General features: G+C 28.5%; 22 protein-coding genes. 11 read left to right on the top strand and 11 right to left on the bottom strand.

Annotation, left to right across the window (positions count from 1 at the left end):
* Positions 1 to 80 precede the first annotated feature (80 nt).
* Entirely contained in the window at positions 81 to 725 is a 645-nt protein-coding gene (locus BLV71_RS11170; RefSeq protein WP_093870627.1) for an outer membrane beta-barrel protein, read from the top strand.
* A 90-nt stretch (positions 726 to 815) separates the two neighbouring features.
* Here BLV71_RS11170 and BLV71_RS11165 read toward each other — a convergent pair whose 3' ends face one another.
* The 3 genes from BLV71_RS11165 to BLV71_RS11155 all read right to left on the bottom strand — a co-directional run bounded on the left by BLV71_RS11165 (position 816) and on the right by BLV71_RS11155 (position 3,806).
* Complete coding sequence (locus tag BLV71_RS11165; protein WP_093870626.1) at positions 816 to 1,907, bottom strand: class I SAM-dependent methyltransferase; 1,092 nt, start codon at positions 1,905 to 1,907, stop codon at positions 816 to 818.
* Positions 1,908 to 1,947: 40 nt separating this feature from the next.
* Positions 1,948 to 3,459, bottom strand: coding sequence for an FMN-binding glutamate synthase family protein (locus BLV71_RS11160; RefSeq protein ID WP_093870625.1), 1,512 nt, complete (start codon positions 3,457 to 3,459; stop codon positions 1,948 to 1,950).
* 95 nt (positions 3,460 to 3,554) lie between these two features.
* A complete protein-coding gene (locus BLV71_RS11155; RefSeq protein ID WP_093870624.1) occupies positions 3,555 to 3,806 on the bottom strand; it encodes a type B 50S ribosomal protein L31 in 252 nt (83 codons plus the stop codon).
* Positions 3,807 to 3,995: 189 nt separating this feature from the next.
* Between BLV71_RS11155 and BLV71_RS11150 the strand changes: the two genes are divergently transcribed.
* From BLV71_RS11150 to rlmB, 5 genes are all read left to right on the top strand, one after another.
* Positions 3,996 to 5,039 carry a glutaminyl-peptide cyclotransferase gene (locus BLV71_RS11150; protein ID WP_093872011.1) on the top strand — a complete coding sequence of 348 codons (1,044 nt, stop codon included), beginning with the start codon at positions 3,996 to 3,998 and terminating at the stop codon, positions 5,037 to 5,039.
* Between the two features lie 63 nt (positions 5,040 to 5,102).
* A complete protein-coding gene (locus tag BLV71_RS11145; protein WP_093870623.1) occupies positions 5,103 to 6,602 on the top strand; it encodes a hypothetical protein in 1,500 nt (499 codons plus the stop codon).
* A 230-nt stretch (positions 6,603 to 6,832) separates the two neighbouring features.
* Entirely contained in the window at positions 6,833 to 9,934 is a 3,102-nt protein-coding gene (locus BLV71_RS11140) for a SusC/RagA family TonB-linked outer membrane protein (protein WP_093870622.1), read from the top strand.
* Positions 9,935 to 9,947: 13 nt separating this feature from the next.
* Positions 9,948 to 11,372 carry a RagB/SusD family nutrient uptake outer membrane protein gene (locus BLV71_RS11135; RefSeq protein ID WP_093870621.1) on the top strand — a complete coding sequence of 475 codons (1,425 nt, stop codon included), beginning with the start codon at positions 9,948 to 9,950 and terminating at the stop codon, positions 11,370 to 11,372.
* 82 nt (positions 11,373 to 11,454) lie between these two features.
* A complete protein-coding gene (rlmB, locus tag BLV71_RS11130) occupies positions 11,455 to 12,192 on the top strand; it encodes a 23S rRNA (guanosine(2251)-2'-O)-methyltransferase RlmB (protein WP_093870620.1) in 738 nt (245 codons plus the stop codon).
* Positions 12,193 to 12,277: 85 nt separating this feature from the next.
* On the opposite strand, the gene BLV71_RS11125 is transcribed toward rlmB, so the two are convergent.
* Complete coding sequence (locus BLV71_RS11125; RefSeq protein ID WP_093870619.1) at positions 12,278 to 12,991, bottom strand: rhomboid family intramembrane serine protease; 714 nt, start codon at positions 12,989 to 12,991, stop codon at positions 12,278 to 12,280.
* Between the two features lie 138 nt (positions 12,992 to 13,129).
* Here BLV71_RS11125 and BLV71_RS11120 point away from each other — a divergent pair, with 138 nt between their 5' ends.
* Positions 13,130 to 14,401, top strand: coding sequence for a replication-associated recombination protein A (locus BLV71_RS11120; RefSeq protein ID WP_093870618.1), 1,272 nt, complete (start codon positions 13,130 to 13,132; stop codon positions 14,399 to 14,401).
* A 12-nt stretch (positions 14,402 to 14,413) separates the two neighbouring features.
* On the opposite strand, the gene BLV71_RS11115 is transcribed toward BLV71_RS11120, so the two are convergent.
* Genes BLV71_RS11115 through BLV71_RS11100 form a run of 4 tightly spaced genes read right to left on the bottom strand, consistent with a single transcriptional unit; the run spans position 14,414 to position 17,798 of the window.
* Entirely contained in the window at positions 14,414 to 15,151 is a 738-nt protein-coding gene (locus BLV71_RS11115) for a hypothetical protein (protein ID WP_093870617.1), read from the bottom strand.
* Complete coding sequence (locus tag BLV71_RS11110; protein WP_093870616.1) at positions 15,151 to 16,530, bottom strand: DUF5723 family protein; 1,380 nt, start codon at positions 16,528 to 16,530, stop codon at positions 15,151 to 15,153. The genes BLV71_RS11115 and BLV71_RS11110 overlap by 1 nt, the downstream gene beginning before the upstream one ends.
* Complete coding sequence (locus tag BLV71_RS11105) at positions 16,530 to 17,081, bottom strand: hypothetical protein (protein ID WP_093870615.1); 552 nt, start codon at positions 17,079 to 17,081, stop codon at positions 16,530 to 16,532. Before BLV71_RS11105 ends, BLV71_RS11110 begins: the two co-directional genes overlap by 1 nt.
* A gap of 36 nt (positions 17,082 to 17,117) precedes the next feature.
* The gene (locus tag BLV71_RS11100; RefSeq protein WP_093870614.1) at positions 17,118 to 17,798 is read right to left on the bottom strand and encodes a YjjG family noncanonical pyrimidine nucleotidase; all 681 of its coding nucleotides are present in this window, start codon (positions 17,796 to 17,798) and stop codon (positions 17,118 to 17,120) included.
* A gap of 64 nt (positions 17,799 to 17,862) precedes the next feature.
* Here BLV71_RS11100 and BLV71_RS11095 point away from each other — a divergent pair, with 64 nt between their 5' ends.
* Together BLV71_RS11095 and BLV71_RS11090 are read left to right on the top strand one after the other, a co-directional pair.
* Entirely contained in the window at positions 17,863 to 18,990 is a 1,128-nt protein-coding gene (locus BLV71_RS11095; RefSeq protein WP_093870613.1) for a glycosyltransferase family 4 protein, read from the top strand.
* Positions 18,987 to 20,252 (top strand): MATE family efflux transporter, encoded by a 1,266-nt coding sequence (locus BLV71_RS11090; protein WP_093870612.1) that lies wholly within the window; start codon positions 18,987 to 18,989, stop codon positions 20,250 to 20,252. Before BLV71_RS11095 ends, BLV71_RS11090 begins: the two co-directional genes overlap by 4 nt.
* Here the strand turns inward: BLV71_RS11090 and BLV71_RS11085 are convergent.
* From BLV71_RS11085 to radC, 3 genes are read right to left on the bottom strand one after another with little or no spacing between them, the layout of a single operon-like run.
* Complete coding sequence (locus BLV71_RS11085; protein WP_093870611.1) at positions 20,242 to 21,147, bottom strand: hypothetical protein; 906 nt, start codon at positions 21,145 to 21,147, stop codon at positions 20,242 to 20,244. The two genes, BLV71_RS11090 and BLV71_RS11085, sit on opposite strands and share 11 nt — an antisense overlap.
* Entirely contained in the window at positions 21,147 to 22,451 is a 1,305-nt protein-coding gene (locus BLV71_RS11080) for a polysaccharide deacetylase family protein (RefSeq protein WP_093870610.1), read from the bottom strand. Before BLV71_RS11080 ends, BLV71_RS11085 begins: the two co-directional genes overlap by 1 nt.
* Positions 22,452 to 22,487: 36 nt before the next feature.
* On the bottom strand, positions 22,488 to 23,174 hold the full coding sequence (gene radC, locus BLV71_RS11075; protein WP_093870609.1) for a RadC family protein: 687 nt from the start codon (positions 23,172 to 23,174) through the stop codon (positions 22,488 to 22,490).
* Positions 23,175 to 23,270: 96 nt separating this feature from the next.
* Between radC and trkA the strand changes: the two genes are divergently transcribed.
* Together trkA and BLV71_RS11065 are read left to right on the top strand one after the other, a co-directional pair.
* Positions 23,271 to 24,617, top strand: a complete 1,347-nt coding sequence (gene trkA / locus BLV71_RS11070) for a Trk system potassium transporter TrkA (protein WP_093870608.1) — start codon at positions 23,271 to 23,273, stop codon at positions 24,615 to 24,617.
* A complete protein-coding gene (locus tag BLV71_RS11065) occupies positions 24,617 to 26,116 on the top strand; it encodes a TrkH family potassium uptake protein (protein WP_093870607.1) in 1,500 nt (499 codons plus the stop codon). The genes trkA and BLV71_RS11065 overlap by 1 nt, the downstream gene beginning before the upstream one ends.
* Positions 26,117 to 26,594: the final 478 nt, after the last annotated feature.

The following is a 26,594-nucleotide window of genomic DNA, read 5'->3' as shown; positions in this document are numbered from 1 at the left end:
AATTAGTCCATTCGGAAATTAATCAACTCACCTATAATAGAAATAATGTTTTTTTACATTAGATTTAAATAAATAACTTTATGAAAAAAATAATAATTGCTGCAATTTTTATCGCAAGCGGAATTTTAAATGCTCAAGAAAATAAGGGAGTCACTAAAATCGAAAAAGGAACATGGAATTTCACAACTGATCTTTCTGTTTACAGCTTTAATCGAAGCTATGACCAAATTAAAAATGAAAACTCAACTTTTTCATTTAATATCACACCAAAACTAAATTATTTTATTGGTGATAACCTTAGTCTTGGCTTTGGAATAGGGTATAATTATAGAAACAATGATAATACAGACAACAATCAAAATCTAACTACACAAAACACAAATACTTTTAGTTTCAACTCTTACATCAAAAAACATTATTTTATTGTTTCAAATTTATCTTTTTTCTTACAGGGTGAAGTGAATTATCAAACTGGAAAAACAAAAACTATTTTTCAAAACTCAAGTAATATACCAACCAGTGATATTAATACATTTTTCATAGGAATTAGACCAGGAGTAAGCTATTTTTTAACAAATAAAATAGCTATTCAAGCCTACTTTGGATCTTTAGGATACACAAATACTACTATTAAAAATGGTACTTCATTTAAAGAAAATCAAAATAGATTTGATCTTAACTTAAACCCTTCTCAATTAATTTTTGGAATGTCATATTATTGGTAATTAACTTTTAAAATCAACAAAAAAGCCACATTAAACATGTGGCTTTTTTATATTTTAATAAATTCTAACTACTCTTTATCATATTTACCTCTAATTAACACATTCATAAATTATAAATTTTGCATTTTCAGCCATTACAGTAACGTTATTAAATAGAATAGTTAAATGAGTTTTATAATTCAAATGTTTGTTCGCAACTAAAAGAAAACGACCGTCTCCATTTAAAACCCTCTTTACTCCCTTAAATAACTCTAAAGCTACTTCTATATTATTTTCATGTTCAAAATGAAAAGGTGGATTAGAAACCACCAAATCAAAACACCCTTCTTCTAAATTATTTAAATTATTATCACAAATAAAAGTAGCTTTTTTATTTTTTAAATTAAGTTTAGACGAAGCTATTGCCAAATTAAAATCATCAATTAAAGTAGCTTCTATATTTGGATATTTACCTATTAACTCATGAGCAATTACACCATTACCACTAGCTAAATCTAAAACTTTCAATTCACTTGGTAACACTTTTATATGTTTCAAAAAAAACTGTGTCCCAATATCAATTTGCCCAGATGAAAACACTCCGTAATATTGATTAAATTCTTTTCCTTTGTAACCTATTTTATTACTACATTCTTTATATTCAATATCCTCTTTTGGTTGTTTTAACACTAACAATCTAGCTTTTTTCCATGCTTTTGATTGTTCCGAAATTTCGAAATAATTTGAAGCTATTTTTAAAAAAGAAGGTGAAAAATACTTAGTCATAAATCCACATACAACTTCCGTAGAAGAAATTGAAGCTTTATGGACTTGTTGTAAAAACAATTCAAATAACTCTAATGATTTAGGTATCTTAATCAATGCCAACTCTACTTTTTCTAAATCATCTAAAGAAGTTTTATAAATAATATTCGAATTTAATTCATTAAGGTTTTTATTATGATTAATTGCCTTTTGCTGACTTGCGTAATTCCAAATAGTAGTTACTTTTTTATCATTTAATGTACAATTCCAAAAACCAAAACGATCATTAAATAAATGAATATTTTTTACGTCTTTACTTATAACATTATTCAACACCAACAACTCAGCATTACTCCATGCCTTTAAAGTATTATCTTTTGTTTTTGGATAACGTTCTAATTGATATTTCTGATTGTTTATAGTAAGAGTTGATTCCAAAAAATCTTGTTTGTTTTGATTTATAAATTTTTATGAAAATTTAATTTTCATAAATTTCATTTAAAGAAATAATAGCTCCAGCTTTATCTCTTCTAAATACATGTTTTGAAGTAACATCGCTAATTTTATCTTTACCCATGGCTGCAACTACCTCCTTAACTGCATCAATTGTTTTACTATGATAATTTTTAACCCTAACGTTTTTGTACTTAACAACCAGGGCTTCTACTAAATCTTCATCTTGTGTTGCCACTCCAACGGGACAAGTATCTAAATTACATTCACGCGCCTGAATACACCCTAAACTTAACATAAAACTTCTAGCCATACCTATTACATCTGCTCCCAATGCTAAATATTTAACCACATCAAAAGCATCAATTGCCTTACCACTTGCTATAATTTTAATTTGTTCTTTTAATTTATACTTTTTTAATGTTTTATTCACAAAAACCAATCCATCTAGCAAAGGAGTACCAACATAGTTAGAAAACTCAAGAGGTGCTGAACCTGTTCCTCCTTCTCCTCCATCAACTGAAATAAAATCTGGATAGTTCTTAACCTCTGCAAAAGTTTTAATCATTTCTTCAATCTCATCATTATCGCCTACACAAAACTTAACTCCAACAGGTTTTCCATCACTTAAATCTCTAACCTTTTGAATAAAAGCTATCATTTCTTCAAAATTAGAAAAGGCATCATGATTGGGTGGAGAGTCAACCCTAGTATATGGCTCAACAGAACGAATTTTAGAAATTTCTTCTGTATTTTTCTTAGCTGGTAAAATACCTCCATGTCCTGGTTTTGCTCCTTGTGAAATTTTAATTTCAATCATCTTAACTTCCGGTCTTACAGCATTTTCTCTAAAAATCTCCTCATCAAAAACACGCTTACCTTTAACTGTTTTTCCAGCACCAAAATAACCAGTTCCAACTTGAAAAATTAAATCACCACCTTCTAAATGATAGGGTGAAATACCACCTTCACCTGTATTATGTGCAAAATCCCCCATTTTTGCTCCTTGGTTTAGCGCCATTATAGCATTTTTACTCAAAGAACCGAAAGACATTGCTGAAATATTTATAATAGAAGTATCATACTTTTGAATACACTTATCTGAACCTATTAAAACCCTATCCCCTTTTACTTTATGATGATCTTTTGGAAACAGAGAATGTTTTACAAACTCATACCCCTTTTCATATACATTATGCTGTGTACCAAAAGGAACTGTTTCAATTTCTTTTTTTGAGCGTTGATACACTATACTTCTCTTCTCTCTATTTATTGGTGTTCCATTTAAATCATCCTCTATAAAATATTGCTGAATTTTTTCACGCTCTTCTTCAAAAACCCAACGTAATCTAGCTACTATTGGAAACGCCCTCATTAATGAATGTTTTTTTTGTAAAAAAGCATCATATATCGCTAACATGGTGAATGCCGATGCAATGGTTAGCAAAATGTAATTCCCCATATCAGGTATAAAATAAACCAATACGCCACATAAAACATTTGCAATAATAACAACTGCCAAAATAGTGTCTCTCATTTTTTTTTGAATTTTACTCGCTAAAATACAAGATTTTCATCATAAAAAAAGCTCTGATAAATATCAGAGCTTTTTTTATATGTGAATAAACAAAATTACTTTTTGAATTTTGAATATTTATTTTTGAATTTATCAATACGTCCTGCAGTATCTACTAATTTAGATTTACCTGTATAGAACGGATGAGAAGTTCTAGAAATTTCTAATTTTAATAATGGATATTCTTTCCCTTCAACTTCTAATGTTTCTTTAGTATTAGCTGTTGAACGAGTTAAAAATACATCTCCGTTAGACATATCTTTAAATGCTACCATTCTATAATTTTCTGGGTGTATACCTTTTTTCATCTTTTAAAAAACTTTAAACTTTATAGTGAAATTATTTATAATTGGTAAGATTATAAACGCTTTCAGTAAAATCAAAAACCTGCAATGGCTATTTGAAGTTGCAAATTTAATTCTTTTTTTTAATTTCCAAACAAAAAAATGTTTTAATTTGTAGTATTAATACATAAATTGAAAATCAAACAACAAAATATGCGCATCTATAAATACTTAACAATACTAGCACTACCTATCATCGCATTAACATCCTGTAGTGAAACCAGTTATAAATTCAAATTAAGCACAAGCAAGAAAGTTAAATTAGGAGATAAGGCTGCTGTTAAACTTGAACAATTAAAGGGAGATGCAATTGATTCTGTTCATTTATATGTAAACAGTAAACGTATTAATAATAAAGAAACCAGTATTGCTATAAATACAAATGATTTTGGAGTCGGTAAACATGCTGTAACTGCAGTTGTTTTTTATCCGAAAAAATCAAAAAAACTAAATAATTCTATTGAGGTTTTAGCTAACAAAAAATATGATAGTTATAAATATAAAATTATAAATACTTATCCTCATGACAAAAATGCTTATACACAAGGACTAGAATTCTATAACGGTTTTTTATATGAAACAACTGGAAAAAGAGGGAAATCTTCTTTAAGAAAAGTAGAACTGGAAACAGGAAAAGTTATACAAAAAATTGACTTAGATAAAAAATACTTTGGAGAAGGAATGACCATCTTTAAAAACAAAATTTATTGGCTAACTTGGCAAGCTCGTAAAGGTTTTATTTATGATTTAGAAAGTTTTAAAAAGTTAGGAGAATTTAATTACAATAATAGTAATGAAGGATGGGGATTAACTCATAGTAAAGATGAACTAATAAAATCTGATGGCACAAATAAAATTTGGTTTTTAAACCCTAATAATCAACAAGAAAAAAGAAATATACAAGCCTACACCAATAAACTTTCTTTAGAAAAATTAAATGAACTTGAATTAATTAATGGTAAAATTTACGCTAATTATTGGCAAAAACCATTAATTGCTATTATCAATCCTAAAAATGGTGTAGTAGAAGGAATTATAAATCTAAAAGGCTTAGTAAAAGAAATGCAAAAAACACAAAAATTAGTAGATGAAGATGATGTTTTAAATGGAATAGCTTACAATTCAGAAAATAATCACTTATATGTTACAGGTAAGCATTGGGGTAAATTATTTGAAATTGAATTGGTAAAACAATAATTTCAATAATCTAAGGTTATATTGTTATTTTTATCACTTTGTTAAACTTATGATACTTTACTTATGAGGTATGTTTATTGCTTTTTATTAGTTTTTTTATTAATTATTAGTAGTTCTTGCAGAAAAGATTTTGAAACTATTCCAAGTTTTGGAAGCCTAGAATTCTCAAAAGACACAGTTTTTTTAGATACTATTTTTAGTAATATAGGTTCAGCTACCTATAATTTAAAAGTTTATAATAAAAGTAATAAAGCTATCACCATCCCTGAAATAAAGCTAGAGAACGGAACAACATCTAACTATCGTTTAAATGTAGATGGAACACCTGGAAAGGATTTTAAAAATGTTGAAATTTTAGCAAATGACAGTATGTATGTTTTCGTTGAAACTACTATTGATTTCAATACTGTAACAAACCCTCTTTACACTGATAAAATTTTATTTGATAATGGTAATAATCAACAAGATGTAGATTTAGTTACTTTGGTTCAAGATGCTCATTTTATTTTCCCTGCTAAAAACAATGTGGGAATTGAAACACTTACTATAGATGGTAAAGATTCAAAAATACAAGGACGCTTTCTTAAAGACAATGAACTAATTTTTACTGATGATAAACCCTATGTAATTTATGGATATGCAGCTGTTCCTAATGATAAAACTTTAACTATAAATCCTGGTGCTAAACTTCACTTCCATAGAAATTCTGGATTAATTATAGATACGAAAGCAAGTTTAAAAGCAAATGGAACTTTAAACAAAAAAATAGTTTTTCAAGGAGATAGATTAGAACATAGTTTTAAAGATGTACCAGGACAATGGGGTACAATATGGATGCGAGCAGGAAGTAAGGAAAATGTATTAAACAATACTTTAATAAAAAACGGAATTGTTGGTATTTTAGTAGACAGTATAGGGCATAATAGCACTCCTACTTTAACAATTAAAAACACAGAGATTTACAACAATTCTAGTTATGGGATTTTAGGTAGAAATACCAATATATTAGGTGAGAATTTAGTTATTGGAAACACAGGACAATCCTCTTTGGCTTGCACATTTGGTGGCACTTATAATTTTACTCATGCTACCTTCTCTAATTTTTGGAACAACAGTTTACGACAGTTACCTGCTGTTTTAGTTAATAATTTTATAATTTTCACAAATAGTAATGGTCAAGAAAACACTTTAACAAGAGATTTATTTGCAGCTAATTTCACTAACTGTATTATTGATGGCAATAACAATATTGAATTTATTTTAGATAAAAGTGATAAAAGTTTATTTAATTATAACATAAAGAACTGTATGATTAAATTTAATGACATTAATAATAGCTTTACAAATAATCTAGAGCTAAAATTTGACAATACTTTACATTATCAAAATATTTATTTAAATAAACCTTCAAATTTTAAAGATGTTTTCTCTAATAGTTTTATTATTGGAGATAAAAGCGAAGCTATTAACAAAGGAATCCCCACTATAGTTACTTCTGATATTCTTGGGGTTAGCAGAGCAACAAATATAGATTTAGGTGCATATCAACACATTACTTTTTAAACTCAATCACAAACACACCCCACTTAACTAACTATTAATTAACACCATAAGAAACACACATCTTCCTTTTCACTAATTAATAATTATTAAAAAAATTAGTTTAAATCTTTAAATATTTTATAAAATCTTCAATAAAATAAAGGCTTCTGCTAGATAGTTTTTGTTAAAAAAGTTGTTTTTTTAAGAATAAATTAAAATTTTAGCGACTAATTAATTCAAATAATTATATAATGAGAACAAAGTTTAATGGAATTTTAACGCTCTTGTTAGCGTTTCTTGTTCATGTTACCTATGCGCAAGATAAAGTCATTTCAGGTACTGTTTCAGATGAATCTGGTCCTTTACCTGGGGTTACTATTTTAAAGAAAGGTACCACAAATGGTACTGAGACAGATTTTGATGGTAATTATTCTTTAAAAGTTAAAACAGGTGATATTCTTGTTTTTAGCTTTGTAGGAATGAAAACTGCTCAAAAGGTTGTTGGATCTTCAAATAGAATTGATATCACGTTACAAAATGACAATCTTCTTGATGAAGTTGTAGTTGTAGCATATGGTACTCAAAGTAAAAAAGCTATTGTAGGTTCGGTTTCTATTTTAAATAATGAGATTATAGAAAAGCAACAAGTAGTATCTGTTACCAATGCACTTCAAGGTAGTGTTCCTGGGGTAAATATTATTTCTGCTGGGGGTCAACCTGGTGATAACCCAACGATTCGTGTTCGTGGTGTAGCTTCGATTAATGCAGATGCTTCTCCACTTATCGTTTTAGATGGTACTCCTTATAATGGTAACATTAACTCTATTAGTTCTGATCAAATTGAGTCTATGACAGTATTAAAAGATGCTGCTTCTACCGCTCTTTATGGATCTAGGGGTTCAAACGGGGTAATCTTAATTACTACTAAGAAAGGTAAATTTAATGCACCTACAAGAGTAACTGTTAGATCTTCTGTTGGTTTCGCAAATCAAGCTGTTAAGCCTCATGAGTTAATGAGTACTGATGATCAGTTTAGATATACTTGGGAAGCAATTAGAAATACTAATCAGTATGTAAATGGTCAATCTGCAGCTTTAGCTGGAACTAACGCATCTAATAGTTTAGTATCTGGTCTTGGTTACAACCCTTACGGACCAAGTGTTCCAAATCCAGTAGATGCTAATGGTAACCTTGTTACATCTAACAAATTATGGGATACTGATTGGAGAGCTTTATTATTTAATGATTCTGCTATTAGAACAGAGCATGGTTTAACTGCATCTGGTGGTAGTGAAACTTCTAGTTTCTTCTTCTCAGTTAATTACTTAGATCAAGAAGGTACAATTTCAAAATCTGATTTTGAACGTGTTACTACAAGGTTAAACTACTCAGGTAAGTTAAAAGATTGGTTAGAATTAGGTTTCAATACTTCTTATTCTACGTCAAGCCAAAATAACCCTACACAATCTGGAAATTCTTTCCAAGCTGCTACACAATGGACAACAAGTGTTTCTTCATTATACCCTGTATACAGAAGAGATGCAAACGGTCAATTTGTATTAGATAACAAAGGAAATAAAATTTTTGATTACGGTAATACTGCAGGTCAAGCAGTAAACGGAACAAGAGCTGTTTTTGAAGGAGAAAATGGGTATGGTGCTCTTTTTAACTATATCAATGTTAATAAGCGTGATAACTTACAGGCTAATGGACATATTCAATTTAACTTAACTGAAGATTTAAACTTTAGATCTACTTTAGGTTTTGAAAAAGTAATTTTTGATTCTTATGCATATGTTCATAATGAATTTGGATTTGCTGCTAATGTTGGTGGTAGAGTTACACAAAATAGAAATATTACTTCTACTCTTAACTTTATTAATGCTTTAAATTATTCTAAGACATTTGGAAATCATAGTCTTTCTGCTAGTTTAATTCAAGAGGCATACAAATTAAAAACTGAAGGTTTAAATGCTCAAGGTGTTGGATTTTTACCAAACGTACAAGTATTAGATGGTAGTACAACTCCAGAAAATGTTGGTGGATTTATCAATGAAGAAAGATTAGAATCTTATTTAGGTAGACTTTCTTATAACTATAATGAAAAGTATTACCTTGAAGGGTCATACAGACGTGATGGTTCTACAAAATTTGATGAATCAGTTAGATGGGGTGATTTCTTCTCTGTTGGTGGTTCATGGATATTATCAAACGAATCTTTCTTAGAGGGTAATGATATTATTAACTACTTAAAATTAAAAGGTTCTTATGGTGAATTAGGTAACAATAGAGGTATTGGAAATTTCCCATATTTATCGTTATTTAATACTGGATGGAATGAATTAGCTAACACAGGAGTTGTTTTAGGTTCTGTATCTGATCCTGTATTAACTTGGGAGAAAACTTCTTTATCAAATATTGGTTTAGATTTTGGTATACTTAACAACAGAATTAATGGTAGTGTTGAATATTACAACAAAAAATCTATCGATTTAATATATGATGTTCCATTACCTTTCTCTACTGGTAACTCAAGCATTAGAACTAATGCTGGTTCTATTGGTAACTCAGGGGTTGAGGTTAACTTGAACTCTCAAAATATTGTTAATGACAATTTTGAGTGGAATACAAACTTAAACTTAACATTCCAGAAAAATGAAATACTTGAATTAACTCAAGATCAATTCATTAACGGAACAAAATTATGGAAAGTAGGAAATTCTCTATATGAATTCTTTATCCGTGAATATGCTGGTGTTGATCCTGCTACTGGAGAAGCTTTATGGTACAGAGATGATGCTAATGGTAACAAAGTAACTACAAATGATTATAGTGTTGCTACAAGGTATCAAACAGGTAAAGAATCTTTACCAGATATCGTTGGTGGTTTAACAAACTCTTTTAAATATAAAAACTGGGATTTAAACATTTTAATGAACTTTAGTTTAGGTAGTTATGTATATGACTCAACTTACGCTGGTTTAATGGGTGGTTTTGAAAACTTAGGTAGAGCTGCGTCACCTGACTTAGTAAATCGTTGGCAAAACCCTGGAGATGTTACTGACATTCCTCGTTTACAAGCTAGTAATAATGATTTTAGTGCTCAATCTGATAGGTTTTTATTTAAAAACGACTATTTAAGAGTTAAAGCTTTAACACTTGGATACTCTTTGCCAACAGATGTTGTAGAAAGAGCTGGATTAAGTAGATTCAGAATTTATTTCCAAGGGGACAATTTACTAACTTTCCAGAGTCATAAAGGTATTGACCCTGAACAAAGTTTAGCGGGTACAACAAATAGTAGATCTTTTAATCAAAGAATTTATTCTTTTGGAATTAATTTAGAATTATAAAAACATTAAAAAGATGAAAAAAAATTTAACACGTTTCGTCACATTACTGGTAGTAGCGGTTGCTATGGTTAGCTGTAATGATGATTTTTTAAATGACCCTAAACCAACTGCTTCGGTAACTAATGAAGTAGTATTTGGTTCAAGAGCTGGAGCAGATGCGTTTGTTTCTGGTATCATGAGAAGATTTAGAGGGCAATTTACTTCAACTGATGCTGCTGGAGTTAACTCTATTTACTATGCAAGAACTGTAAAAGGTAATGATATTATTCAACGTAACACCTGGTTTACATTTGATTATGAAAACGATAACAGAGAGCCTACATACAGAAGAACTCGTTTTGCTTGGCAATATCCTTTTTACATGATTAACCAAGCTAACGCTTTAATTAATGGAGCTAATGCTTCAAATTTATCTGCAACAGATAAAAAGCAAATCGTTGGTCAAGGTAGAGCAATTAGAGCTTTCTTTTACTTTCAATTAGCTATGGAGTTTCAACATACTTATACGTATGACAAAACTTTACCAGCACCTCCTATTTATACAGACTTATCTACTGTAGGTAAACCAATGAGTACTTTAGAAGATATGTATAAAATAATTGTTGATGATTTAGTATATGCTACTCAAAACTTAGATGCAAGTAGGTTAGCTAAATCTTATATCAACCAGAATACTGCTTATGGTATTTTAGCGAGAGTATACCAAACTATGAATAACTGGACTGGTGCAGAAAATGCAGCTAGAATGGCTTATGGTGGTGGTTCTCCTGCTAGTGTTTTAAATGGTAGCTATAATGCTGGATTTAACGATATTTCAAATTCTGAGTGGATTTGGGGTAGCGCACAAAGTACTGACCAATCTAACTATTATTGGGGAGCTCCTCACGCACATGCTGATCATTATGTATTATCATATTCTGGTACTTTCATAAACAACGATTTTGTTGCTTTATTTAGCCCAAGTGATGTTAGAAACATATTTGTTAGAGCTTATGGTGTTCCAGCTACTGATTATAGAAACTACGTAACTAGAAAGTTTACTTTCAAGTTTGATTCTGATCACCCAATTATTAGAACAGCTGAAATGTTATTAGTTGAAGCTGAAGCTAAATACCATAATAGTGACCCAACCGGAGCTCACAATTTATTATTTGCTTTACAATCTCAAAGAGATCCTTTAGCTGTTAAATCATCTAATACTGGACAAGCTTTACTTGATGAAATTCTTGTTGAAAGAAGAAAAGAGTTATATGCTGAGATAGGTGTTGAATGGTTCGATGCAAAAAGATACAGAAAAGGTATTACAAGAACTGGTAACCAAAGAATTATGACTTCAGCTTCTTTAACTGCTGATGATAAAAGATTTTTCTTAAAAGTTCCTCAGGCTGAAATCGATGCAAATGATGCTATCGATGATAGTGTTAACACGAACAGATAATCCTTTTTATCTTTTAAAATAAATAAAACCACCTCTTAAAAGAGGTGGTTTTTTTATACTATAAATTAACTACATTTGCACCATGGAAGAAAACACAGTAATTTTTGGAATTAGAGCAATTATTGAAGCAATTGAAAGTGGTTCATCAATAAATAAGGTATACCTTCAAAAAGGATTAAGAGGTGATCTATTTTTTCAATTAGAAAAATTAGTAAAAAAGAATAAAATTTCTACTAGTGTTGTGCCTAATGAAAAGTTAGACCGACTTTCTAAACATAGTAATCATCAGGGTGCTGTTGCAAAAATTTCACCTGTAGAATTCCATGATCTAGAAAACTTAATAGAAACTACTCTTGAAAATACAGATAAACCTTTATTTCTATTGTTAGATCAAGTTTCAGATGTAAGAAATTTCGGAGCTATTATTAGAACTGCTGAATGTACAGGTGTTCATGGAATAATAATTCAAAAAGGAGGTAGTGCACCTGTGAATGCCGAAACAATAAAAACTTCAGCTGGAGCAGCATTTAAGATACCTATTTGTAAGGTTGATCATATTAAAGATGCTATTTTTCAATTAAAAGCTGCAGATATTAAAATAGTTTCTGCTACTGAAAAAACAGAAGATTCTATTTATGACATCAATTTTAATCAACCATTAGCTATTATAATGGGATCAGAACATAAAGGAGTTAGTAATTCTGTTCTAAAACTTTCAGATTATAAAGCGAAATTACCATTACTAGGTGAAATAGAATCACTGAATGTATCTGTTGCTTGTGGTGCGTTTTTATATGAAACTGTAAGACAACGTTTATAAAGTATGTAACCTAATTATCAGAAATAAAAAACAACCTTAATTGAACGAATTAAGGTTGTTTTTTATTTCTGATAACGCTTTTATTTTATTCTTCTTCTATGTAAATATATTTATAGTTAATTTCTTTTAAGCTTTCTATTTCTTCTTGATCAATAATTTCAGGTGGTAAATAATTACCTTCATCGTCAAACATTTCATCAAATTCAGTTTTAGAAAACTGAAAATTTTCTTTAACAATACCTTCTTTCCTAAAAATAAATGAAAAAATACTTCCTATTAAAAAACCTGATAAATGTCCTTCCCATGACATTCCTTCTTTAATTGGTAAGACATACCAAACCATACTACCATATAGAAAAATAATAACTAGGGATACTGCTATTAATCTAAAATGTTTTTTTATTATACCACTAAAAAAAGTAAAACTAAAAAGTAAATAAACAATACCACTAGCTCCTATATGATGTGCTTCTCTTGCTATTAACCATGTGAGAATACCTGTAAGTAAACCACCATAAATTAAAACTTTGTCAGCAACTTTATTATAAAAGAAAAAAAGTATTGATGATAATACAAATAAAGGTATTGAATTATTAAATAGATGACTTGTATCGCTATGTATAAATGGAGATAGTATTACCCCCCTAACACCTTTTAAGGTTCTTGGAAAAACACCATACTTATTAAAATTAAAACCAAATTTAATTTCAACCCAATAGACAAGCCATATTAAGATTACAAAACTTAATGGGATTAAAAATAAACTATTTGAGCCTTTTAATTCATCTTTATCATTCATATCATAAAAATAGCAAAAACACTTCCAAATAAACATACCTGAAATAATGACATATAATAGTAATTATTATAATTAAATCGAACCAATCAAATTATTACAAATATTGTTAACTTTGAAATTAAATAGGAAACTTCTATAATGATCCAGCCATTAGCAGAACGCATAAGACCAAAATCACTGAATGATTACATCAGCCAACAACATTTAGTAGGTAAACAAGGTATTTTAACTAACCATATAAAACAAGGAATAATACCTTCTTTAATTCTATGGGGACCCCCAGGAATTGGAAAAACTACTCTAGCAAATATTATAGCTAATGAATCTGGAAGGCCTTTTTATACCTTAAGCGCTATTAGTTCTGGGGTTAAAGATGTACGTGAAGTAATTGAAAAAGCAAAAAAAAGTGGTGGTCTATTCACTCAAAAAAATCCTATTCTATTTATTGATGAAATTCATCGTTTTAGTAAATCTCAACAAGACTCTTTGTTAGCTGCTGTAGAAAAAGGTTGGGTTACCCTTATTGGAGCAACTACTGAAAACCCTAGCTTTGAAGTTATACCTGCCCTATTATCAAGATGTCAAGTTTATATTTTAAATTCATTTGATAAAGATGATTTAATTTCTTTATTAAAAAGAGCGATGGTAGAAGATGATCTCATTTCTAGTAAAGAAATTACCCTTAAAGAGATGGATGCTTTATTGCAAGTTTCTGGAGGAGATGCAAGAAAACTATTAAACATATTTGAATTACTCGTTGCTGCAGAAGATAAAATTGAGATTACAAATGAATTAGTTTTAAAAAACATTCAAAAAAACACTGCTAAATACGATAAAACAGGGGAACAACATTATGACATTATTTCAGCATTTATAAAATCAATCAGAGGTAGTGATCCAAACGCTGCTGTTTATTGGCTAGCAAGAATGATAGAAGGTGGTGAAGATGTAAAGTTTATTGCTCGTAGATTATTAATACTTGCATCAGAAGATATAGGAAACGCAAACCCAACTGCCTTAATTTTAGCCAACAATACTTTTCAAGCTGTTTCAATTATAGGAAACCCTGAGTCTCGAATTATTTTAAGTCAATGTGCAGTATACTTAGCCAACTCGACTAAAAGTAATGCTTCATATATGGCTATTGGTGAAGCTCAAAACTTAGTTAAAACAACTGGTGACTTATCTGTTCCTTTACATTTAAGAAATGCTCCAACTAAGTTAATGAAAGATTTAAATTATGGTAAAGATTATCAGTACTCCCATAACTATCAAGGAAACTTTGTAAACCAAGAATTTTTACCTGATGAAATAAAAGGCACTAAATTATATGAACCTGGTAATAATTCTCGTGAAAATCAATTTAGAGAATTATTAAAACAACGTTGGAAGGACAAGTATAAATATTAGAAAACTCTAACCTTAAAACTTAATCGAATAGTATTTAACTACTTTAGTAGTATCTTCATAGTACTCAACTATCCATTTGTCTTTATTTTTAAATAGAATACCTTTTTTATTTTTTAAAACAAAAACATCCTTAACACTCGTATTTAAAATTTCATAAACCCTTTCAGGTTTTGTATTCACTAATTGAAAACCATTATTTATAGGCTGGGCATATAAAACGTTATTTTCAATATTTATTGTTTTAACTGCATCAACAACTTTTACTTCTTTAACAATTGGAGTTACTACTTCTTTTTTAGAAATATCTACTACCTTAATTGCTTCAGAATTGTATTTGTATTTTAAAGCTTGAACAGACTTAAAAGCATCTCTGATAGCTTCATGATATCCTTTTTTATAATCTTTTAACTTGCTCTTCCCTACTTTTGAAGAAAACACAATATTATTATAACAATCTTTTAACTGAACAATACTCTTAACAGTAAACATTCCTGAATCATCTTTAATAGTACCTGTTAATGCTAAACATCTGTTATCTCCTAATTCTTTAGGTAGTTTCTCATTATCTAAGAAAACAGTAAAACCATATTTTTTGAATAAAAATTTTGTCAAGGAATTCGCTTTGTACTGATCTTCTTTTTTTAAAAAATCAAACCTAGTAGGAACTATTACATATTTGTAATTATTCACCTTTTTTTGACAAAATACTGTTGTTGTTACTAAAAATAAAACAAAAAATACTTTTTTCATTACTTAAAAATTAAATTTACTCCAACTTGAAATGAAGCTTGATTAGCATCAGCAATATCGGTAATTTTAAACAAATTATCTACCATTCCAAATACATTAACTTTTCCTAATTTTGCAGAAAGCCCTACTCCTAAATTACTATAAGAAAAATCATCAATAGTATATGTTACTTTACCTTTTATACTTTCAAATAGTCTTTTTTCAAGAAAACCTGTTAAAGCAAACTTAGGTCCATTTGGCCTTATAACAGAAAAAATATGAGCACCAATAGCATTATCAAAATAGTCATTATATGATATATCATGGCAATTTTCTTCTCTTCTAGATTTACCCCAACTATGTTTAATAGAACTATTAAATTTTATAGGTCTTGCTACTGTATATGACTCTTTATTTTCTGCTCTTGGAACTTGTTGTCTAAACTCATTGTCTATATCTCCCCAATAATCAGGATTTGTAGCATCGTATTGAAATTCAATTCCAGAAAAAACAAAATCACCTATCATTGTTCCATTTCTTACATCTTGAGAATAACTGATAAATCCTAAATCTAGTAAACTTGCAGTGATTTCTGTTTGATCATTTAGTTTATAAGTAAATCCAATATCTACTCCTAATCCTAAATTTCCTCCAAAGAAAGTTCTACCTAATAATGTACCAGCAGAAAGATTTGATTCATTATTCTCATCATAAATACCAGAACTATTTCCTGATATATTTATATTATTTAAATAATGAGAATAAATATTATTTTGCCCTAATCTAGTTGTAAAGCTTCCAGTATTACCAGTAGAAGTTACATTTACTGCTCCAGAATAAATTTTCAATCTAGTTCCAACTGTTAGTTTTTTATTTAAGGTTCTTGAAATACCAAAATGTAAAACCCCAATAAACTCAGCTTTTACAGATGCTTGAGATAACAAAAAACTTCTATTTACATTTGAAGCATTTCCTTCGTTTATTAAACTCAAAATATCTTTAGGTATAGTAGCAAAAGCATCCATTTCAGTATAAAAACCTGCTGTAATATAATCTCTTTCATTTAATTTATACCCTCCATTTAAAACTTCTATTTGAGAATTTACTTGTATATAGTCATTCTCTGATAGTTTATTAAGAGCATTTCTATATTTAGTAGTAAAATCAACACCGTCATTTCTAAATACATCAGCTAAAGTAACACCTGTTATACCAACATTGGCTGATATATTTGACATTAATGGAATTCCAACATGGTACTTATAATTTGTTACTGCCCCTGGGTTTAGTAATAATGTTTGAGGGATTTCATCAAAACCGTACAAGATTTGTTTGTTTTGACCATAAGAATTAGACATAACTCCAAAAAGAGTTATTAAAATAATTAATAACTTTTTCATTAGTTTATTTTAAAATAAAAGGTTCCTGCTGATTTAAAAGTAAAAACTTTACGCTCGTTGATATTTATAATAGACCCATCTGAACTTGGAAGCAATTCTAATATTACTTCTATCCTTTTAGAGTTTAAAATACTGTTATTAACACTCAAGTCAATTTCTTCTTTATACTTATAATTTAGAGTATTTTCAGGAACAGCTACTTGTCGTAATCTAAATGTTTCAGTACCTGCACCATCCAAAAACCTAAAATCTAATGTAAACCTTCTATTAAAAGGATTGTCAATTTCAAAATCAACATCTATCTTTACTAAATCGTCAGTTACAGAATTTTCAAAAACGAAAAAATTCGAAGTATCAGTTATGCGTGTAATTTCTGTACCTGTTGGGCTTACAAAAGTAGTTTGCTCCAATTTTGTATACGCCAATGAAGCTACAAATGTTGGTGATATTTCAAAATTCTGTGCTTGATCAAAATCTAAATCTTTTACACAAGATGTAAAAAAAATAAGTAATGCACAGCTAATAACTTTAAACAAACTTTGTTTCATCATAATTAGTATAGTAGGTTAAACTTCAACGTTATTTTTTTATAAATATTGCTTTAAATCTAATAATGAACTAACACTAGTTACATCATTTCCTTTGGATTTTTCTTCAGTAAAATGTATTGCATTCATCCCTGTATTCAATGCTCCCATTATATCAGCTTCATAACTATCTCCAATCATAATAGACTCTTGTGGTAAAGCTTCTGCTTCAGATAAAGCAAATTTAAAAACTTTAGGATTTGGTTTTTTAACACCAACACTTTCTGAAGTTACAATGATATCAAAATATTTAGAAATACCTGATTTTTTCATCTTTAATTGTTGAACTTCTTCAAAGCCATTAGTTATAATATGTAATTGATATTGTTTTTTTAAATATTCTAACGTTTCAATTGTTCCTTCAAACAAATGACTAAAGTTTGGTAAATATTTAATATAATCTTCTGCTATTAAATTAATCAATTCATCAGTAATCACATAATTTAAAGCATCAAAAGTATCTTTGAGTCTTTTATATCTCAAACTAGATTTTGAAATTTTTTCATCTCTATATAATCTCCAGTAACTAAAATTTATAGGAGAATATATTTTAATAAACTCTGTAAAATCAAGGGTTATACTTTGTTCTTTAAATATTTGCTTAAAAGTTAACTCAGAATTTTTTTCAAAATCCCATAATGTATGATCTAAATCAAAAAAAAGATGCTTAATATTCGTCATGCTTCAAATTTAAAGGGTTTTATGATTAAAAAAACTATTTTAGCATAAATTTTACTGTAAAATTTTGACAAAAAGTAAACTTCATATCCTTTTTTTATGTGGATGGTACCCCTCAAGGGTTCTGCCTAATAATGGTGATTTTATTCAGCGACATGCAGAAGCTGTGAGCTTAAAACATCAAGTTTCTGTTTTACACATTATTTCAGACGCATCTCTAAATAAAAATATTGAAATTTTCTCAGAATCGATTAATGAAATTCACACACACATAGCTTATATAAAACCCAGTAAAAATCCTATTATAAAAATAATTCGATATTATAATGCTTTCATAATTTTATTAAAGAGAATTGGTACTTTTGACATAGTACACCTCAACAAACTATTTCCTTTCGGAATATTAGCATTGTATTTAAAATGGGTTAAAAAAAAGCAGTTTGTTATTTCTGAGCATTGGACAGGCTATCATATGCCTTTAGCAAAAAAAATTTCAAATATTGAATTATTTTTATCTAAAATTATAGCAAAACAGGCCTCTTATATTTGTCCAGTTTCTGATGATTTAAAACATTCAATGTTAAACTTAAATTTAATAGGAAAGTATCTAAAAGTACCTAATGTAGTTAATACTAATTTATTTTTCCCATTAAAAATAGCAACTAAACAATTTACTATTGTTCATATTTCAAACATGCTCGATTCACATAAAAATGTGTCAGGTATTATAAAAACCATCACTGAATTAAATAAGACGGTTACTGACTTCAAATTAATTTTAATTGGAGAAAATTCTTTAAAATATAAAGATCTAGCTGATAAATTAAAAATTAGTCATAAAATAGATTTTATTGATCATATTCCTCATTTTAAGGTTATAAACTACATACAACAAGCTGACGTTTTTGTATTATTCAGCAACTATGAAAACTTACCATGCGTTATTCTGGAAAGTTTTGCTTGTGCTACTCCAGTAATTAGTACAAATGTTGGTGGTATTTCTGAGTATTTCCCCAATAAATTCGGATTTTTAATTGAACCAAAAAACGAAGATCAATTACTAGAAAAATTAATATATATATACCGTTTTCCAAAAAACAATACAGAAAAAATGTATAAATATGCTCAAGAAAACTTCAGTAATAACAGTATTGCTAATCAATTCTCTAAACTATATGAAAAAGCATTAAATTGAATTTAATTAGAACCTACATACAAAGTTTTTTAAATCGTTCAGGTGGCTATATATTTACAGCAACTATAATAGCAAGAATATTCTCTTTTTTAACCTCTTGGATTGCTTTACAGTTAATACCAAACAAAGAGCTAGGTTTAGTATTATTTTCTTGGAATATTATTACTTTTTTAATTCCATTTATAGGTTTTGGATTGCATCAAAGTTATATACGTTATGGAGCACTAACAAATAATAACAAAGACAAAAAATCCCTCCTCTATTATGTATTAAAAAAAGGTGTTATTGCTTCTGGAGTTCTTTCAATTATAATTGCTTCTATAGGTTTTTTGTTTCCTTTTAAATTATTTAAAACAGGGCATTACTTAAGTATTTTTTCTTTAATTTTCATTCCTCTCTTTTTATTTGAAGTCATTAAAATAAAAGCACGTTTGGAACATAGAAATAAAGTAGTTGCTTATTGCGAAATCATATACAATTCACTTTTAATAGTTACTGTAAGTTTATTTTGCTACTTTTTTCAAGAGAATGGATATATCACTGCCTTAATAACTACACCTATCATTACTGTTTTTGTATTCCGAAAAGAAATAAATATTCAATTAAAAACAAGAATAGAAAAACCTTCTTTTATTAATAAAGAGTTTTGGAAATACGGTTTTTTTGGAGGGTTAGCTAATGTAGCTACCATGTTACTTTTTGCTATTGATATTTTATTAGTTGGTTATCTTTTAGAAGAACCAGAAAGCATTACTGCTTATAGATATATATCCTTAATACCTTTTAGTATTTTATTTTTACCTAGAGTTTTTATTACTACAGACTTTGTTTCTTTTACTGAAAAAATCACTCAAAAAAAATACATTTATAACTATATAAAAAGTTATATGTTATTATTTTCAGTCATTAGTATAGGTTTTGTTATCTTTTTTCATCTTTTTGATGAAATAACTTTAACTTTTTTTGATGCAAGTTTTACTCAATACAGGGAGAGTTTTTTTATTTTGAATATAGGTGTATGTGGAATTTTGATATTTAGAGGTCTTTTTGGTAACCTTTTATCTTCTATTGGAAAAATAAAAGCAAACTATTATATAACTTTAACTGCACTATGTATAAATATAATTTCTAATTATTATTTAATACCCAAATTAGGTATTAAAGGAGCAGCAATAACTTCAGCCTTATTAATGTGGTTTACAGGAATAACTTCCTTTCTTACTTTTGTTTATTATTATAAAAGAAACAATTTCACCGTTTAAAAAACTTAATAAATTTGGGTAAGTCATTATAATACAATTGAATGTATTTCTCATCAACTGCTCCAAAACTTTTATAGTAATTAGCAATGTTTTTCATAGAAGAACCTCCAAAATCAAAAACATCAAAATTTCTTGAATATTTATAGATTGCTCTATCATTCATAAATGTATTAGCCCCATTTTTCCGATTTTTAAAATCAGAAGAACAAACCAATTCAGTTACTCTTTTTTTATGTTTTAAAAAAAAAGCTCCAGAAACAATTCTATTATCCATATCATAAACAGTTAAAAGCTCACCTACTTTTTTACGAATACAAACCTGCATTAATGATAGTAATCTATCATAATCTTTTTCAGAAATTTTTTTTACACGTTTACCTACGTTTTCTTTAAATAAGTTAATTAAAACTGTTGGGCAATCACTCCAACATTCGTTTAAGTCATGAATCACAGCTTTTTTTAATTCTCTTTTTCTATTTCTATTGTAATTAGTATAAATAATCTCATAATCTTGTTTTAACGATAAAACTTGTATTCTTTTTTCTTGTTGAAAAACAGAAAACATGCTAAACGAATTCATGGAATTCATACGTAATTCGACAAATTTAAAGTTTTCAAAGAGTTCTATTAAAAACTCGTTTTCATCTTCAACCTCATTTGAATATATACCTAGTTGAATTAACCAAAAAGGTGGATAAACATACTTAATAAAAGCTTTTTTTCTAAAAGGCAACGGCATTACAGCTTCATAATCATTCAATACTAAAACACTCCAATCATCAGCTATTATATCTAGATACCAAGAAAACCCGAATACATTTGATTGTAGAGAATTAATAATACAATCATTATACTTTTCTATCTCTAGATCTTTTCTCTTTACGAATGAAATCATTAAGCTTTTACTATTTTTAACATAGAATCATACAACCTACTCCACCCTCTCCAACGTTGATACCCACTTAAACTTTCATTATGAAACAATGTTATAAAAACACCATTTACTCTTTTTACTTCATTTTTTAAATCTCTAATTTTACCTAGAGCTTGTTTAGGAGTTAATTTCATATAATCATTTAACGTAGTATCCATAACAGCAAAAGGAAAAACTTTTAATGGTGTTTGTATTTCAAAATCAATATCGTAAAAATAAAATGGTGTACAAGTACTTGCTCTAAATCCTGCATGGCTTGCATACCCCATTGAATAATCTTCCTCTATTTCTAAATCAATTAGTTTCTGGTAAGTATCAGGCAATGAAAAACGTAAATAATGTTGCCTTGATCGTTTAATAGGCATATTGGTTATAGCTTCCAATCGTTCTTTTTCTTTTTTTAGCATCGCTAAATCATTCATTGTATAATAGGAAGGATGCAAACCTACTCTTGCATAGTCTACCATGTTTTTAATTAATAATTTAAATTTAGTTTTTGAAGCAGAAACATTAGTGTCAAATGTTGTATAATCAGCTATTAAAAAAAAGAAAAGCGTTCTTATATCATGTTGTTTTTTTAAATCAATAATTTTCTGAAATGTATCAAATGGATCTTTTTTAATATTAAAACGAATACTAAACCTATCCCATAAATTAAAAACTTTTAACTGATATGCATCTTTAAAAAAACCACCTACAGTTCTAACAAAACTTTTATGTTTATATGCAAAAGCATTATCAACGTCAATTGTAGAAATGAAACTATATTTTCTTGAACTATATTTATATTCAGGAAAACGTTGTTTCAATTCTTCTAAAAACATGTACGACCAAATATCAATAAGTGGTTTTTCTAAAAACTTATATTTAAAAGCTATACTTTCTGCTGCTTCAAACCGTCCATGTTTATCTTTTATATGAGGTAAATATTCTTCATAACGAGTAATTAAATAAAAGCTTGCTGAAAATATATCAAAAGGTATATTTGATTTGTCTCCTTGTAAGAAAAAACAAGGAACTCCTTTCCATTTTTGCATGTGTATTTCTACATCTCTTATTCCTTGCTGAAAAAGTAAATCGTGACTTTTAATAAAAAATTCTTTTCCTAATGCTACTTTAGTGTATGAAAATTTAGGTCCATTATGTGCTACAAATTCTTCAACTTTATTTGTAAAACTTATAGGTATTTGTAATACACGGGTTATGATGTGTTTAAAAGTATATCTAACCCTAGGAGTAATCTTATGCGTATAAATTAAAAGCATTTTTATAATTTTATAAGTAGCAAAGTTTTAAGTTTTTTATAAAACTCCCTCATCTGCAAAGCTAAAATACGCTTTTTCAGTAATTATTAAATGATCTAATAATTTTAAGTCTAATGTAAAAGTTGCTTTCTTTATTTTTTTTGTTAATTCAATATCTGAATTGCTTGGTATTAATTTACCTGACGGATGATTATGACACAATATTAACCCAACGGCAAAAAGTTCCAATGCTTTTTTAAATATAATTCGAACATCAACTAAAGTAGCAGTTAACCCACCTTTGCTTATTTGATGGTTTGCTAAAATTTTATTTGAATTATTTAAATACAACACCCAAAATTCTTCGTGTTCCAAATCTCCTATTATAGGTTGCATTATTTTTGCAACATCAAATGAAGATGTTATTTTACTTATTTGTTGTTTTTTTTCAAATTGTTTTCTTTTACCAAATTCTAATGCAGTAACAATAGTTGTAGCTTTTGCCTCCCCTATTCCTTTAAAGTGCATTAACTCTTCAATGGATAATTTTGATAAATTATTGAGATTATTCCCTACTGATTGTAATATTCTTTTAGATAAATCTACTGCGCTTTCTTCTCTATTACCAGAACTTATTAATATCGCAATAAGCTCAGCATCTGATAATGTATTTTTTCCTTTTAACAATAGTTTTTCACGAGGTCTATCATCTTGAGACCAAGATTTTATAGCTAATTTTTTCATTGTGCAATTTTTCTTTTTAATGATAAATATAAATCATTTTTTGCACAACCCAACCAAGCACAGTATCTTTGTACTCTATCTTTTTTAATTTTAAATATGAAGATTATCATAGCCGGGGCTGGAGACGTAGGTTTTCATTTGGCTAAATTACTTTCTTATGAGTCTCAAGATACTTATGTAATCGATTTTGACGGAGACAAACTTAATTACATCAATAATCATTTAGATGTTATTACCAAAAAAGGTGATGCTACTTCTATTAAATTACTGAAAGAGATTGGTATCAACTCTGCAGATCTTTTATTAGCTGTAACTGAAAGTCAAAATACAAATTTTACAATCTCTGTTATTGGTAAAGCCTTAGGCGTTAAAAAAACTATTGCTAGAATAAACAACCCAGAATTTTTAAATAATGATGTTATCAACTTTAAAGATTATGGTGTAGACTTTATGATTTCTCCTGAGGAGTTGGCTGCTAAAGAAATTAAACTTCTTTTAAATCAATCTTCTTTTAATGACACAGTAGCTTTTGAAAATGGTGTTTTCAATATAATGGGAACAACTTTAGGTTATAAGTCTCCTATTTTAGATTTAACAGTTAAAGAAGTTAAAGAGAAATATTGCCTAGTTGATTTTATTACTATTGCCATAAAAAGAGAAGGAATAGCACAAACTATTATTCCTCGTGGTGATACTGTATATAAAATGAATGATCAAGTTTATTTTTCTGTACCCAGCTATAGTATTGAAAAGTTACATCCTATTATAGGAAAAGAACATGTTGATATTAATAATGTAATGATTCTTGGTGGTAGTAGTATTGGAGAAAAAACAGCAAGGAATTTATGTATTGATAATTTTAAAGTAAAATTAATTGAGCGTAAAAAAGAAAAAGCTTTACAATTAGCTGAAAATCTTAGAAACACACTTGTTATTAATGGAGATGGAAGAGATTTAGAACTCCTTGAAGAAGAAAACATTCGAGAAATGGATGCTTTTGTTGCTGTTACTGGTGATTCTGAAACAAATATCATGTCTTGTTTAGTAGCTAAATCAAAAGGAGTAAAAAAGACAGTGGCTTTAGTTGAAAATATGGATTATATTAATATTTCTCAAACTATTGGTATTGACACACTAATTAATAAAAAATTAATTGCGGCTAGTAATATTTTTCGCCATATCCGTAAAGGTGAAATTTTAGCATTAGCTAATTTACATAATATTGATGCGGAAGTTTTTGAATTTGAAGTTCAACCAAATGCAAGAGTTACAAGAAAAGTAGTAAAAGAGCTACGTTTCCCTAGAGAAGCCATTATTGGAGGTGTAATTAGAGATGGAAAAGCGTTAATGTCTTTTGGTGATTTTCAACTAAAAAGTGGTGACAAAGCTATTGTGTTTTGTTTACCAGAAGCAATATCAATTGTAGAAGATTTATTCAACTAATGGAAAATCTTAACTTTAAACTTATTTATCGTTTTTTAGGTATAACTGCTGTTTTAAATGGCTTGTTTATGTGGCTTGCCATCCCTTTTAGCTTATACCATAATGAAAATGCTGTTTTAGGAATTTTAAATGCAGGAATAATAACCGTTGCAATTGGGCTTTTACTTTTTTTCTTTAACAAGCCTAATTCAAAAAAAATTCAAAAAAAAGAAGGATATCTAATTGTTACTTTAGGATGGTTAACATTGTCATGTACTGGAATGCTTCCTTACTTATTATCTGGTGCTATTTCGTCAATTCCTGATGCTTTTTTTGAAACTATTTCTGGGTATTCAACAACTGGATCTTCCATATTAACAGACATTGAATCTATGCCAAAAGGAATTCTTTTTTGGCGAAGTGCAACACATTGGATTGGTGGTATGGGAATTATAGTACTTACCATAGCTATTCTTCCGCTATTGGGTATAGGAGGAATGCAATTATTTATGGCTGAAGCTCCTGGTCCTTCTGCTGATAAATTACACCCTAGAATAACTGATACAGCTAAACGCTTGTGGTTAATTTATGTTCTTTTAACATTTGTTGAATTTATATTATTAAAAGTTGCTGGTATGACTTGGTTTGATGCCATTAACCATGCCATGGCTACTGTAAGTACTGGAGGTTTTTCAACAAAGAACTCTAGTGTAGCTTATTATAATAACATGCCTATTATACAATACATTATAGCTATATTTATGTTTATAGCTGGTACTAACTTTGTACTTACTTATTTTGCTTTAAAAGGAAAAATTCAAAAAGTTTTACAAAACGAAGAATTCAAATATTATTTATTTAGTGTAATAGGTATTTCAACAATTATTGCAGTAACTATCATCTTTTTTCAAGATCATAATTTAAATACTAGTATTGAACACCCAATGGTATTTGGAAAAGTAGAAAGTGCTTTTCGTCATTCATTTTTCTCTGTTATTTCAGTAATTACAACTACAGGTTTTGTAACTGCCGATTTTACCATGTGGAACTTTTTTATTACGGCAATATTCTTTTCGTTATTTTTCTTAGGAGGGTCTGCCGGATCAACTTCTGGTGGTGTAAAAATAGTACGTCATATTATTCTACTTAAAAGTAGCTTTTTAGAATTTAAAAAATCATTACACCCAAATGCCATTATACCTGTTCGTTATGATGGTAAAGCAGTTAGTCAGACCATTGTATTCAACATTCTATCTTTCTTTGTTTTATACATGCTAATTTTTATTCTAGGAACAGTTATTCTAGCATTTTTAGGCTTAGATATTAAATCTGCCTTAGGTGCTTGTGCTTCTTCTTTGGGGAACATAGGGCCTGCTATTGGCTCTGTTAGCCCTGTTGATAATTTTTCTCATTTATCAGTTGGTGCAAAATGGTTCTGTTCATTTTTAATGCTTATTGGTCGTTTAGAACTTTTTACAGTTTTAATATTATTAACTCCTTTTTTCTGGAGAAAAAACTAATACGCCTTTCCCTTTTTATTAATATCATTCAACTCTTTTATTAATTGTTATTCAATAGCATGGAGCTTAAACCTCAATAAATACAAGATGTTTTTATAAATTAAACACTTTCTTAATTCCTTATAATAACACAGAAATAGTTTAATGTTATACAACTTCACAAAAAAGAGCTCAAACTTCACAAAAAATAAAAATTTGCTTTGAAAATTTCTTCCTTTGCTTAAAGCAAAAAACATGAAATCACACATATTCCAAAAAATAATACACTTACGCCTCAATAAATATCACTTAGGTCTTATTTGCAAAAATTAGAAAAGTCTATTCCTACATTTGAGATAAGAAAACTAAATAACTCACTTTAAATAAGACTCTTAAAATCTATACCTTTTTGTATGGATTATGATTAGCAGGACAACCTATTATAATTTGTCTCTGTATGGTATTAACAATTTTAAATTAAATATTAACTACTAAATTT

This window comes from Tenacibaculum sp. MAR_2010_89, assembly GCF_900105985.1.
GTDB classification, from domain to species: Bacteria; Bacteroidota; Bacteroidia; order Flavobacteriales; family Flavobacteriaceae; genus Polaribacter; species Polaribacter halocynthiae.
This window is presented reverse-complemented; position numbering and strand designations above follow the sequence as displayed.

Coding starts and splice junctions, on each gene's coding strand:
- BLV71_RS11140 (WP_093870622.1), top strand. CDS start 6,833: ATGAGAACAAAGTTTAATGGAATTTTAACGCTCTTGTTAGCGTTTCTT.
- BLV71_RS11085 (WP_093870611.1), bottom strand. CDS start 21,147: ATGATTTCATTCGTAAAGAGAAAAGATCTAGAGATAGAAAAGTATAAT.
- radC (WP_093870609.1), bottom strand. CDS start 23,174: ATGAAAAAATTAGCTATAAAATCTTGGTCTCAAGATGATAGACCTCGT.
- BLV71_RS11065 (WP_093870607.1), top strand. CDS start 24,617: ATGGAAAATCTTAACTTTAAACTTATTTATCGTTTTTTAGGTATAACT.
- BLV71_RS11110 (WP_093870616.1), bottom strand. CDS start 16,530: ATGAAAAAGTTATTAATTATTTTAATAACTCTTTTTGGAGTTATGTCT.
- trkA (WP_093870608.1), top strand. CDS start 23,271: ATGAAGATTATCATAGCCGGGGCTGGAGACGTAGGTTTTCATTTGGCT.
- BLV71_RS11170 (WP_093870627.1), top strand. CDS start 81: ATGAAAAAAATAATAATTGCTGCAATTTTTATCGCAAGCGGAATTTTA.
- BLV71_RS11135 (WP_093870621.1), top strand. CDS start 9,948: ATGAAAAAAAATTTAACACGTTTCGTCACATTACTGGTAGTAGCGGTT.
- BLV71_RS11125 (WP_093870619.1), bottom strand. CDS start 12,991: ATGAATGATAAAGATGAATTAAAAGGCTCAAATAGTTTATTTTTAATC.
- BLV71_RS11115 (WP_093870617.1), bottom strand. CDS start 15,151: ATGAAAAAAGTATTTTTTGTTTTATTTTTAGTAACAACAACAGTATTT.
- BLV71_RS11080 (WP_093870610.1), bottom strand. CDS start 22,451: ATGCTTTTAATTTATACGCATAAGATTACTCCTAGGGTTAGATATACT.
- BLV71_RS11105 (WP_093870615.1), bottom strand. CDS start 17,081: ATGATGAAACAAAGTTTGTTTAAAGTTATTAGCTGTGCATTACTTATT.
- BLV71_RS11155 (WP_093870624.1), bottom strand. CDS start 3,806: ATGAAAAAAGGTATACACCCAGAAAATTATAGAATGGTAGCATTTAAA.
- BLV71_RS11100 (WP_093870614.1), bottom strand. CDS start 17,798: ATGACGAATATTAAGCATCTTTTTTTTGATTTAGATCATACATTATGG.
- BLV71_RS11145 (WP_093870623.1), top strand. CDS start 5,103: ATGAGGTATGTTTATTGCTTTTTATTAGTTTTTTTATTAATTATTAGT.
- BLV71_RS11120 (WP_093870618.1), top strand. CDS start 13,130: ATGATCCAGCCATTAGCAGAACGCATAAGACCAAAATCACTGAATGAT.
- rlmB (WP_093870620.1), top strand. CDS start 11,455: ATGGAAGAAAACACAGTAATTTTTGGAATTAGAGCAATTATTGAAGCA.
- BLV71_RS11150 (WP_093872011.1), top strand. CDS start 3,996: ATGCGCATCTATAAATACTTAACAATACTAGCACTACCTATCATCGCA.
- BLV71_RS11160 (WP_093870625.1), bottom strand. CDS start 3,459: ATGAGAGACACTATTTTGGCAGTTGTTATTATTGCAAATGTTTTATGT.